The 12322-nt window shown below is 66.6% G+C and carries 8 protein-coding genes; all 8 read left to right on the top strand.

The annotated features are described in order from the left end of the window. Window positions 1-6 precede the first annotated feature (6 nt). The 8 genes from H7H34_RS16705 (at window position 7) to H7H34_RS16670 (ending at window position 12293) form a co-directional block, all read left to right on the top strand. Window positions 7-993: a metal ABC transporter solute-binding protein, Zn/Mn family gene (locus H7H34_RS16705; RefSeq protein WP_185925841.1), complete on the top strand. Its 987-nt coding sequence runs from the start codon at window positions 7-9 to the stop codon at window positions 991-993. A gap of 15 nt (window positions 994-1008) precedes the next feature. After that, the gene (locus tag H7H34_RS16700) at window positions 1009-1836 is read left to right on the top strand and encodes a metal ABC transporter ATP-binding protein (protein ID WP_120266962.1); all 828 of its coding nucleotides are present in this window, start codon (window positions 1009-1011) and stop codon (window positions 1834-1836) included. Further along, window positions 1833-3080, top strand: coding sequence for a metal ABC transporter permease (locus H7H34_RS16695; protein ID WP_371811413.1), 1248 nt, complete (start codon window positions 1833-1835; stop codon window positions 3078-3080). The genes H7H34_RS16700 and H7H34_RS16695 overlap by 4 nt, the downstream gene beginning before the upstream one ends. Beyond that, window positions 3080-4003, top strand: a complete 924-nt coding sequence (locus H7H34_RS16690) for a metal ABC transporter permease (protein ID WP_185925840.1) — start codon at window positions 3080-3082, stop codon at window positions 4001-4003. Before H7H34_RS16695 ends, H7H34_RS16690 begins: the two co-directional genes overlap by 1 nt. Before the next feature lie 251 nt (window positions 4004-4254). Continuing rightward, window positions 4255-6603 carry a hypothetical protein gene (locus tag H7H34_RS16685; protein ID WP_185925839.1) on the top strand — a complete coding sequence of 783 codons (2349 nt, stop codon included), beginning with the start codon at window positions 4255-4257 and terminating at the stop codon, window positions 6601-6603. A gap of 6 nt (window positions 6604-6609) precedes the next feature. Then, window positions 6610-7710, top strand: a complete 1101-nt coding sequence (locus H7H34_RS16680) for a hypothetical protein (RefSeq protein ID WP_185925838.1) — start codon at window positions 6610-6612, stop codon at window positions 7708-7710. Then, a complete protein-coding gene (locus tag H7H34_RS16675; RefSeq protein WP_185925837.1) occupies window positions 7703-8650 on the top strand; it encodes a hypothetical protein in 948 nt (315 codons plus the stop codon). The genes H7H34_RS16680 and H7H34_RS16675 overlap by 8 nt, the downstream gene beginning before the upstream one ends. After that, window positions 8619-12293, top strand: coding sequence for a PLL family lectin (locus tag H7H34_RS16670; protein ID WP_185925836.1), 3675 nt, complete (start codon window positions 8619-8621; stop codon window positions 12291-12293). Before H7H34_RS16675 ends, H7H34_RS16670 begins: the two co-directional genes overlap by 32 nt. The last annotated feature ends 29 nt before the right edge of the window (window positions 12294-12322 follow it).

The following is a 12322-nucleotide window of genomic DNA, read 5'->3' as shown; positions in this document are numbered from 1 at the left end:
CGGCACATGCGCAGGACGGTCTTCAGCAGGCTCCGACGGATCGCGATGGCGGGGGCGCTCGCACTGGCAGCGCTGGGTGTCTTTTCACCCGTCGAGGCGCGGGCAGAGGCCCCGCTGTCGGTCGTTGCGACCACGGGCATGATCGCGGACGCAGCCCGGCAGATCGGCGGCGACCGGGTGAGCGTGCGCGCCCTGATGGGGCCGGGTGTCGATCCGCATGCCTATCGCCAGACCCGCACTGACATCGCCGCCATGGTCCGGGCCGACCTGGTCCTGTGGCACGGGCTCTATCTCGAGGCGCAGATGGAAGAGTTCCTGAGGGAGCTCGGCGCCCGCAAGCCGGTCGTTGCGGTTGCCGAAAGCCTGCCGCGCGAGCTGCTGATCTCTCACGTCGACTATTCCGACAAGTTCGACCCGCATGTGTGGATGGATCCGCGCCTGTGGTCGCGGGTGGTCGAAACGGTGCGCGAGGCGCTGGTCGCGGCCCGGCCCGAGGACGCGGAGGTTTTCGCGGCCAATGCCGAAGCCTATCTCGGCGAGCTGACCCAGCTTGCCGACTACTCCGACAAGGTTTTTGCCAGCGTGCCCGAAACTGCGCGGGTTCTGGTGACCGCACATGATGCCTTCAGCTATTTCGGCAGGGCCCAGGGCTTCGAGGTGCTCGGCATCCAGGGCATCTCGACCCAGAGCGAGGCGGGGCTGCAGCGGGTGGCGGAGCTCGTCGACATTCTCGTCCAGCGCAAGATCGGCGCCGTCTTCGTGGAAAGCTCGGTCTCCGACCGGTCGGTGCGGGCCCTGATCGAGGGTGCGGCGGCCAGGGGCCATACCGTGATCATCGGCGGCGAGCTGTTTTCCGACGCTATGGGGGCGGACGGCACCTATGAGGGCACGTATCCGGGCATGATCGACCACAACGCCACGATTATCTCCCGCGCCCTTGGCGGCGCCGCGCCCGAGCGCGGCATGTCCGGGCGACTGGCGAGCGGAAGCTGAGGGAGCACGAGGGCCATGCAGGTGCGGGACAGGATCGAACTGGTGCAGGGTCCGGAGGCCGAGGCGGCGGCACGGGCGGAGGCGGCGCGCGCGGCGATGGCCTTGCGGGAGATCACGGTTTCCTACGGCCAAAGCCCGGCCGTGTTCTCCGTCGACGCCACGTTTCCGCGCGACAGCCTCATTGCCATCGTCGGGCCGAACGGGGCCGGAAAGTCGACCCTGCTGAAGGCCGCGCTCGGTGTCGTGCCGCGCCTGTCCGGCACCGTCTCCGTCTTCGGTGCGCCGCTGGAGCGGGCGCGCGAGCGGGTCGCCTATGTGCCGCAGCGCGCCTCGGTCGACTGGGACTTCCCCACCCGCGTCATCGATGTGGTGATGATGGGCCTTTACCGCGAGCTCGGGTTGCTCGGCCTGGTGCGGGCCGGCCACCGCGAGCGTGCTCTTGCCTGCCTTGCCCGTGTGGGCATGACGGATTTTGCCACGCGTCAGATCGGACAGTTGTCCGGCGGGCAGCAGCAGCGCGTGTTCCTTGCCCGCGCGCTGGCGCAAGGGGCGGATCTCTACCTGCTCGACGAGCCCTTCGCCGGTGTCGACGTGGCGACCGAGAAGGCGATCATCGACGTGCTGAAGGAGCTGAAGCGCGAGGGGCGCACGGTGGTCTGCGTGCATCACGACCTTGCGACTGTCACCGACTATTTCGACCGGGTGCTTCTGATCAACACCCGCCGCATCGCCGAAGGGCCGGTCGCCGAAGTCTTCACGGCCGAGAACCTGCAGGCGACCTACGGCGGCCGGTTGGCCTCCGCCCATATCGACCAGCTGCGGCTCTCGGAGCACGGGGGGTGAGCGTGCCAAGCACTCCGTTGGAGGCGTTCGTTTCCGCGCTCCTGCTCCAGGCCGGCTACAACGCGGCGCTGGTCGCCATCGGCGCTGGGCTCCTCGGCATTGCCGCGGGGGCGGGAGGCACCTTCCTGTTCCTGCGCAAGCGGGCGCTGGTCAGCGATGCCATCGCCCATGCGACGCTGCCGGGCGTTGGCATCGCCTTTCTCGTGATGGTCGGCTTCGGGCTGGACGGCCGCAGCCTGGTCGGGCTGCTGGCGGGCTCGGCCCTGTCGGCCGCGCTCGGTCTTCTGTGCGTCGAATGGATCACCCGCCGCACCCGCCTTGCCGAGGACACGGCGATCGGCGCTGTGCTGTCCGTCTTCTTCGGCTTCGGCATCGTCCTTTTGACGGTGATCCAGACCCAGTCGCAGGGGCGGCAGGCCGGGCTCGAGGGCTTCCTGCTCGGTTCGACGGCGGGCATGCTCTATTCCGACGCGGTGGTGATAGCGGTCGGCGGCGCGCTCGCGGTTGTCGCTCTTGTCGTGCTGCGGCGGCCGATGACGCTCGTCTGCTTCGATCCGGGCTTTGCGGCCGCGCTCGGTCTCAACACCCGCCGCATCGATCTTGCCATGATGCTGCTGGTGCTGGCCGTCACCGTGACGGGGCTGAAGATCGTCGGCCTCGTCCTGGTGGTGGCGCTGCTGATCGTGCCGCCGGTCGCTGCCCGCCTGTGGAGCGAGCGGACCGACCATGTGGTGCTGATCGCCGGTGCCATCGGCGGCGTGTCGGGCTATGCGGGGGCGGCCATGTCCGCTGCCGCGCCAGGTCTGCCGACGGGGCCGATCATCGTGCTCTTCGCCTTCTCGCTATTCCTGCTTTCGCTCGCCTTTGCGCCCGGGCGCGGCGTGTTGGCCGCTGCCATCCGCCATCGGCGCTTCCAGCTGCGTCTGCATCGCCGTCAGGGTCTTCTGTCGCTGGCGCGGGGCGAGCCGATCTTCGATCCGCTGACGCTCAAGGTCCTGCGCCGCGAGGGGCTGATCCGCCCCGACCGGGTGCCGACCGAGGCCGGGCGTGTCGAGGCCGGCCGGGCGCTGGTCGACGAGCGCCGCTTCGAGGTCGCGCGCCGGATCCACCAGGACGATCCGCTCAGCCATCGCTACGACGGGTTGACGCCCATCTCGGCGGTGTTGACGGGCGACGAGATCGACGAGATCGACCGCATGCTGGCGGCGGCGGCGAAGCTGCGGCGCAAGGAGGGAGCTGTCTGATGGGTGCCGAGTTCGTCCAGCTGTCGCTGACGCCGATCCTGATCGGCGTGCTCTCGGCCATCGCCTGCGCGCTGCCGGGCAATTTCCTGATCCTGCGCCGGCAGGCGCTGATCGGCGATGCCATCAGTCATGTGGTGCTGCCCGGTATCGTCGTCGCCTTCCTGGTCACCGGCAGTCTTGCCAGCCTGCCGATGCTGCTGGGCGCCGCCGGAGCGGCGCTGGTTGCGGTCCTGCTGATCGAGACGATCCGCCGGCTCGGCGGCATCGAGCCGGGCGCGGCCATGGGCGTCGTGTTCACCGCGATGTTCGCCGGGGGCGTGCTGCTGCTGGAACAGAGCGACACCAGTGGCGTTCACCTCGATGTCGAGCACGCGCTGATGGGCAACCTGGAGAGCCTGATCTGGTTCGACGCGACCGGCTGGGGCTCGCTGCTGGATCCGGCGGCCCTTGCCGGACTGCCGCCCGAGCTGCCGCGCATCGCGCTGGTCGCCGCCGTGATGACCGTCCTGATGCTGGTATTCTGGCGCCCGTTGAAACTGTCCACCTTCGACGAGGGGTTTGCCGCGACACTCGGCCTGCCGGTGCGGCTGATCGGTCTGGCGCTGGTCGCCGCCTCGGCCGTTGCGGCGGTTGCGGCCTTCGACGCGGTTGGCTCGATCATCGTCATCGCCATGTTCATCTGCCCGCCGGCGACCGCGCGGCTGATGACCGAGCGGCTGGAGCGTCAGGTCGCCTGGAGCGCTGTCTTCGCCGCGCTCTCTGCGGTGCTCGGCTATGTGCTGGCCGGCTACGGGCCGCAATGGCTCGGCGCTGCCAACGCGGTCAGCGCTGCCGGCATGATTGCCACTGTGTCCGGTGCAATCCTGGCTGTCGCCTGCCTCTTTGCGCCGCATCGCCGGCGTATCGGCGAGCCTTCGGCCTGATATTTTCACCGATGAAGAATTTATATCTATCGATATATCATCGTATTTATTCCAATTTATGAGATTCCTCTGCGTCAATATGACAGTTTTTATAAAACGATAATTTTAATTTCGACTTGAAATTCGCGTTCAATGTCGAAAATAGGATCAATATTGCAGCTTCTGTCGATTGTTTATGCCTGAGCGCGATGCGAACATTCGCGCATAGGGTGTAATTGAAATTCATTCAATTTTTTCGATGGAGGGCTGTGATGTTCGACGTCTCGAGCGTTCGCGAGATCGAGTACGGCGCCAGCGGCGTCACCTATGTCTACCAGGATCACGACAATCCCAAGCTCTGGTACATGGTGCCGGTTCCGAGGTTGCGGACGCTGGACGGCGCCCCCTCCTTCGGTCTGACGGAGTACACCTCCAATGGCGGCGGCATCGCGGGCCTGTGTACCTTCGAGATGGAGCTCGTGCAGCCGATCGAGGCGCGCCGCGCGGCCGAAGAGATCCTCGGCACCGACATCTCCTGGGGAGGTTTCGTGTGGGTGGGCGGTACGGCCTATTTCTACTACGACATCGCGGGCGAAAATCAGGTTCTTGCGGTAGAGCCGACGCTCTATGGCACCAATGTCGCGGCCTTCCAGATCGAGTTGGCGACGCCGGAGGCGGTCAACAGCTTCAAGAACGCCTTCAGCGGTGATGCAGGCGGCGCCTCGACCTTCCGCGTCGAATACGAGATGCAGGTGTTGACCAAGCTGCTCGGCGCCAAGGCCACGGTAATCTACACGGCCGAGGCGGCCATCGAATACGAGAAGAAATACAAGACCGTCCGCGACACCTGGGGCAACCAGAAGCAGGTCCTGCAGGAGGTCAAGCAGGTGCTGCGCCAGTCGGGCGCGGGCGAAGTGAAGGTCGAGCTCGGACCGGGCAGCAGCGACGAGCTGGCCCAGCGGGTGCGCGACTGGGGCTGGACGACGCTGGAAAACCAGGTGGCCAACACGGTGGCGGCGGCGGCCGTCATGGCGACGGGCCCCAATCCCGTCTCGGCGACGACCTCGTTCAACCAGACCTATCAGGAAGATACGGTGATCGACTGGTCGACGCCGGTGAGCAGCTTCATGCGCCGCTTCTCCTCCGACGAGTGGAAGCAGGTCTTCACCAGGGTCGATAACCGCAAGCTCTCGGTGGTGTTCAACCTGATCGGCGAACTCAACCGCTCCGGGACCGATGATCCGGTTGCCGAGACGGTGACGGTCACTGTCACCTATCCGAGCCGCAAGACCGACAACACGTTCACGCTGATCGTCACCGATGGCGACAAGTCCTCGAAGATCTACGAGGCGCCGGGCGACTTTTCCGGGGGCAGCTACAATCCGGAATTCACCTACAGCTATGTGATCAACTTCAAGGACGGCAAGACCTTCCAGAGCGACCCGATCACCACGACGGAAACGCTGGTCAACATCACACCGAACGTTTTCGGAACGCGGCAGGTGACCTTCATCGGCCAGAACATTCCCTTTACCGGTCCGGCCGGCGTGCGGGAGGTCAATATCGACTTCTTCTTCGCGCCGCCGGCGGGCAACCCGGCCATCGTCCAGACCAAGACCCTGACCGGCAACGGAGTGGAGAACGGCGTCCGGTTCGACAGCTTCTACAATCTGCCCATCGGCCAGAACTACAGCTATCGGCTGCGCTACCAGATGGCCGACAACAGCGAGATCGTCTCGGAACCGCCCGGCGCCCTGTCGTCGGCACCCGACTTCACGGGATCGGGCAATGCGGACATCGTGTTCGTGGCCGACCCGAAGGGGCTGTTCACCCAGTTCACGCTGCGTGCGTTCAACTACACGACGGAAACGACGACGCTGCTGCTGGTCGACGTCAACGCCCAGTATTTCGACCCGCTCAACAACGGCGACAGCTGGCTGGCGGAGAACACCTGGTCGAACTGGCAGCCGACGGGGCTGTTGAGCTTCGCCGAGCCGCGCTGGAATTTCCAGGCGGTCGACAACACCAACAACGCCTATTTCAACATCTCGGGCACGATCTTCTATTCGAATGGCGAGAGCTTCACCCTCGATGGCTATCGTCAGTCGAGCGAATACAAGACCATGACGGTCACCAACACGGTGCAGAACTACAGCATCAAGGTCGACAGCAGCCTCATCGACTGGACGCAGGTTTCCAGCGTCAATCTCACGATGTTTCAACTCAAGCCGCAGGCTCGCAAGACCTTCGGCAAGGCCCTGCCGGCCTTCCTGACCCGGCCGCGCCACGAGATGAGCCGGGCGGAGCGGGTGGAAGCCGAGGCCTCGCAGCAGAACGTCATCCTGTTCAGCCTGCTGGGAGCGCCGTCCGGTGTCGTCGTCGACGATCTGGAGCGGTTCTACGGCATCCAGCGGCCGATCGCCGAACCGACGATCGAGTTCTATTACACGGCCGTCTATGTGCTGAAGGACGGCACGACCCGCGAGCTGGCAAACCAGGAAGTCTCGGGCCGCCTGTCGGTGGAACTGCCGGCCTTGCCGCCGGCGACCGTGACGCCCGGCCTCGTGCACCAGGTGATCGAGCCTGAGGCGCTTGCTGCGCGGATGCGCCAGGGCGGGTGATCTGTCATGCAGCCGCCGATCTCCTCCGGGAGCGTGCGGTTGCAGCAGGGGCCGGGGGGTGCACCCCCGGCACCGCTCCCCTCCTTGCGGGCGGGGGCTGACCCGGCTGCGGCCGTCTCCTCGCTCGACCGCCTGCTCGCAGCTGTCCGTATGGTGCTGCCGCTGGAACTCCTTGAGGCGGCCCATCCGGCAAGCAACCTGACGCCTTCGGGCGCCCCGGTCGAGGCGGCCTTCGTCTGGGCCGATGGTGAAGCCGGCTGCGATCCGCGCATCAGTCTCGATCCTGCTCCCGGGGCCCAGCCCGAAAGCCGGCTCGAGGCCGCGCTGTCGCTCTGCCGGTCGGTCTCCGGCACTGAGCCGGCGCCCGACGTGTTGCGGCTCGCCGCGCGGTTGTCCTGCTGGCAGCAACGGGCGGGGTGCCGTTACGGCGCCTGGGCGGGCCTCCGCCAGGGCGAGGCCGGCGACCTTGCGGCCAAGCTCTATCTTGAGGTGGCGCCTGTCGCCGATTCACGGGGCCGTCCGCTCTGGGCCGGCTTCGAGGAGTGGCTTGCCGGCGCGCCGCCGGTTCTCACGGGCCGGAACCTGAGGCCGACCATGGCTGGGCTGACGCCGGACGGCGGGCTGCTGGAGCTCTACTATCGCACCGACCCGCTGTTTCCCGGCGATCTCGACACCTTGATGCGCCGGTTCGGCCTTGTCCCGCAGGGGCAGGAGGTCCGCCGGCTGGTCGAGCGGCTGACCGGGCGCAGCGTCCGCTTCGAGATCCCCTCCAGCGACATCGGTTTTTCCGTCGCCTTCCGGATGGCGGGCGAGGGCAGGTCGCGGCGCGCCCATGCGTGCGCCTTCACCTTCTATTCGAACGCCGCTGCCCTGCTCGGCCCGGATGCGCGCATCGCCGATGCGCTGCTCGCGGAGGGGGCGGCGCGCGGCTGGGACATGACGGCCTACCGACAGGCCTTCGCAGCCTGCGACACCCGGCACAGCGAGGACGAGGTCCCGCTGCAGCGGCACGGGCTCATCGGCATGGTGCTGGCGCTTGAGGCCCCGCCGCGCGTGACGGCAACGCTGGCCCTGCCAGGATATCAGAGGGAGCCCGGCCATGGTTGAGCCTGCCCCGCGTCTTGCCGATCTTCTGGCCCTTCAGGCTCCGTCCGGGGCGTTCCCCTCGCAGGTGGAAACGCCGGCAGGGTGTGTTGCCGACGAAAGTTGCTTCGTCACCGCGCAGGTGGCGCTGTTGCTCGCGGCGCTGGGCCGCAGCGAGGCGGCGACCCATGCCCATGCGCGGGCGCTCGATTTTCTCGAGACTTGCGAGGATGACAGCCTGCCGGGGGCCTTCCGCTTTTATCCGCAAGAGCGAAGCGGCCCCCGCCTGATCGACGGCCTGCCGCCGGATGCGGACGACACGGCGCTCGCCTGGATGGCATTGGTTGCTGGCCGCCGCCGGGAGGCGCGCGAAGGGCTGGTGCGGCTTGCGGGCCTGCTGCCGCGCCTTGTCTGCGGGCCGCTGCGGCGCGGCGATCCGCCGTTCGCGCGGGCGCCGCTCCTGCGCACCTGGTTTCAGGAAAGCGATCCGGGTCCCGTCGACCTGACGGCCAATCTCAACGTGCTGGCGGCGCTCGGCGCCTGCGGTGCGGGGCGCTCGGGCTGTGGGCTGACCGCCCTGATGCCGCGGCTTGCCGGGCGCATCTCCGCAGCCTTTGCGCCGCATGCGCCGACCCGCTCGGCGATGCGCGTGCTCAGCCCCTTTTACGCCGATCCTGCGGAACTGGCGATCGCCGCGCTGCGGGCGAGGGCCTGCGGGGCTGCCGGCCTCGACGGCATGGCCGCATCGCTTGCCCCGGTGGACGCGCGCGACCGCGCCGCCCGCCGCCCGCAGGACCGTCCGCTCTATTGCAACGCCCACGGCCGCCCGCTCTGGCGCGCACCGGCGCTGCAACTCGCCCGGCAACTTGCCGACCGGGCGTCGGCCCCTTTCGACCTGTCTCTTTCACCGGCCAGATTTTCGGGAGGTTTCCATGATTGCGATGCCCAGGTCCGTTTTTGCTGAACTCGATACGGGCGAGCGCCCGGCGGCGCGCGCCAGCACCAAATACATGGAGACTTTCCAGCTCTCCCGGCCGGCACTCGGCGGCACCGATATCGTCACCTACGCCAATGGCGCGGGCGATCTCGACCTCTACACGATCGGTACGGGAGGCGAGATCTACCGCCTGCGTCGGGGCGAGAAGTCGATGGCGCCCTACGAAGACACCGATCTGCACATTCGCGGCCGTCAGCTGTTCCTCTACACCTCCGGCACGGAAGGCAGCGACACGCCCAACATCATGACGCTGGGCGACAGCGGGCAGCTGTCGCTGGCCGAACACCAGGCGACCACCGGCACCTATTACCAGCGCGAGACCAAGCCGCGCGATGCGGGCGAGACCATCCGCCAGTTCCGCGGCGCGCGGGGCATCACCGGCAATGTCTATGTCAACGTCATGCTGGACGTGCCGGGCGAGGACTACGGCCTGCTCGCCAACAATTTCTTCAAGCCGGGCACCAGCGAATGGGCAGGTCCCGTCTGGGCGCCGGTGATGGGGCCGGGCGGTACGCAGGCCCAGGTCAAGAGTATCGCGATGGTGGCCAACAGCTCCGTGCAGTCGGCGATCTTCGCCATCGGCAAGGACAACTCGGTCCTGTTCAGCGAGACCAGCGACCGCACCTCGGCGCTGCGCGCGCTCGGGCCGAAGAAGGCGACGGCGCTCTATGTCGTCGCGGATGCCAATGACCGGCTGGCGATCTTCGCGGTCGAGCTGGGCACCGGCAAGCTGCTGCTGAAGAAGGAGAAAAAGTACCAGTCGGGCACGGTGAAGCAGTTCGACGACTGGATCCAGGTCGATCCCGCGCAGAGCGTGCCGCTGACGGAGATCTACGCCTCCGTCACCTTCGACGACCTGCTGCAGGTGTTCGGCATCGGCACCGACGGGCGGCTGTGGCGCGCCGGGCAGGCCGCGGGCAGCGGTCGCAGCGCCGAGCCTGTGTGGCAGACGCTGTTTCCGCTGGGCAACGAGATCCCGGCCGATCCGGGCTCCAAGGCGACGATCTTCACCGTCGGGCGCGACCGGGCGGGCTATGCGGAGGCCTATACCGTTTCGGCGGGCGGCGATCTCACCCGCTTCTGGCAGTCGCCGACCTCGCGCCAGTGGTTCGACCAGCGCATCGACCTGCTGCGCCAGGACAACGACATGGTGCCGGTGGAGACCCATGCGCTGGAGGTGGTGGTTCTGGACGAAGACGGCATGCCGCTGTCCTTCGCGCCGGTCTCGATCCAGGCCTCGTTCCTGGTGACCCTGTTCGTCGACGGCCGCTCCTACCGTTGCAGCCAGCTCAACCGGGTTGCGGCCCAGACCGGGCCGGGCGGCAAGCTGGTGATCTACCAGCAGGCGACGGCGCTGGCGGCGGCGACGGTCTATATCGAGACGCCGGGAACACTGGCCGGCACGCCCATCGTGGTGGAGCCGAACCTGCAGCTGCAGGAAAAGCTTGCCAGCCTTTCGGTCACCGACATCAAGAACGCCAAGGATGCGGCCGGCAACTACCTGCTGCCGGCCCAATATCGCAGCAGCGACGAGTATGCGCAGAGCCTGCAGCAGATCACCCAGGCCTCGATGGAGATCGCCGGCCAGCGCGAGACGCGCGCCGCGCGGGTGGTTTACCACACGGTCTCCCGGCGCAAGGCGGCGCGGGGCTTCGACCCGCGGCTGGATCTCAGGGCCATGTCCGGCACGGCCTGGTCCATCGACTTCACCTCCGGGTTTCCGCAGTATCAGCCGATGACGCTCGCGCAGGTGGCCGACTGGAAGGGCGAGCGGCTGGCAGTGATGCGGGCCTCGGCGGCCAATGACGACAGCGCCGAGGTCGCCGGGTTCCTCGGCATCGACTGGGGCGATGTTTGGAACGGCATCAAGAACGCTGCGAACTACGTCATCGACGGGCTGACCAAGATCGTCGTCGAGATCATCGACGGTATCGGCCGGGTTCTGTTCGAGATCGCCGGCAAGGTGTTCGAGGCGATCATTGAGTTCGTCCAGCAGGCCTTCGACTTCGTGCAAGGGGTCTGGAACTGGTTGAAGGTGAAGCTGCGCCAGCTGTTCGAGTGGCTCGCCTTCCTGTTCAACCTCGGCGACTTCCAGCGCATGGCCGAGGCGGTGGAACACAACACCCGGGTTCTGCTCGACTTCACGGCGGCGGGGGTCGACCACGTCAAGGACATGATCCTGTCGGGCATCGACACCTTGAAGGACTCGCTCCAGTCGGTCGTCGACACGATGATCGACGAGCTCAACAAGGACGACAACCCGACCTACGACCAGTTCTCGTCGCAGCAGGAGATGACCGACGATCAGGCCTACGAAATGGAGCACAATCTGTTCTCCAACGCCTACGAGCAGAATGGCGGCAAGGCGGAAGAGAAAGGCGGCAGCGGAGCGGTCAGCCTGATGAGTTCCAGCGCGCTGTCGAGTTCGCTCGACGATCTGGTCGCGATGATGGAGGACCTTGCCAACAACTTCCAGTTCGGCGACGGCAAGGAAGCCTTCAACGAGGCGCTGACCTTTTTCACCGCCATCGGCGACAATCCCAATGATGCCCTCAACCTCCTGATGAGCGGCGTCATCAAGCTGATGGAGAGCGTTGCCCTGTTCGCGCTCGACGCGGCCAAGGGCGTCATCGCGACGCTGATGGATCTCGTGCGGGAGGTGGTGGAATCCTTCCGCGACGTGCTGTTCGCGGAATGGGAAATTCCGGTCCTGTCGCAGCTCTACAAGTTCTTTACCGGCAAGAGCCTGTCGATCCGGGTCAGCCAGATCGCCTCCTGGCTGGTCGCGATCCCGGCGACGTTGATCTACAAGCTGGCCACCGGCAAGGCGCCGTTCCCCGACCAGGCCTCGCTCGATGCCTACAAGAACTACGTCACCGTCGACTGGGTGAAATCGAAGTTCGGCATGACGACGCAAAAACAGGTGCTGCTCGACAGCACCTCGGAGAAGGTGGTGGCGGGCGTCTCGCTCGGCATCTACGCCGCCGCCATGGTCGTGCGCATCTTCACCGACGGGCTCACCGGCTTCCTCAGCTCCACCGGGGCGATCCCCGATGAGGGCAGCAAGGTGCCGGAAGGGCTGAAGACCTACTCGAAGAGCTGGACGCCGAAGGGCAAGAACCTCGCCGGCCTTGCTGCCGTCCTGATGCGCTATGTCACCACCTTCGCGACCATGCCCTGGCTGATCCGGCCCGGCTCGCCGGCGCCGAACTGCCCGGCCGGCGACCCCGGCTTCGCCGGCGTCATCTGGATCTGTCAGGTGTTGGCCGGGCCGACACGCGGACTGCTGATCCTGGCGTTTCCGGGCGGCAAGGCGCGCACCTATACGGCGGAGCTGACCATCACTCTGTGGGGCTTTGCCAATATCGGAATGATCTCATGGAATTACGCGGCCAGCAAAAACAAGGACAAGCTTGCCAAGCTCGGCCTGTCCAGGGCGCTGACCAATGTCATTCCGGGCCAGGCCACCCGCTTCCTGTTCGTTCCGGATATCCAGGAAGCGACCTATTACATCCCGGCGATCATCGGCGAGGCGCTGATCGTCGTCGGCAATCTCGGCTCCGCCGGCGTCGCCGTCTGGGAACTCACGGAAGTGGTCAAGGACGAGTGAGACGGCGCCAGCGGCGGTCCGGGAGGAGG

The organism is Stappia sp. 28M-7 (assembly GCF_014252955.1).
In the GTDB taxonomy this organism is placed as follows: Bacteria; Pseudomonadota; Alphaproteobacteria; order Rhizobiales; family Stappiaceae; genus Stappia.
This window is presented reverse-complemented; position numbering and strand designations above follow the sequence as displayed.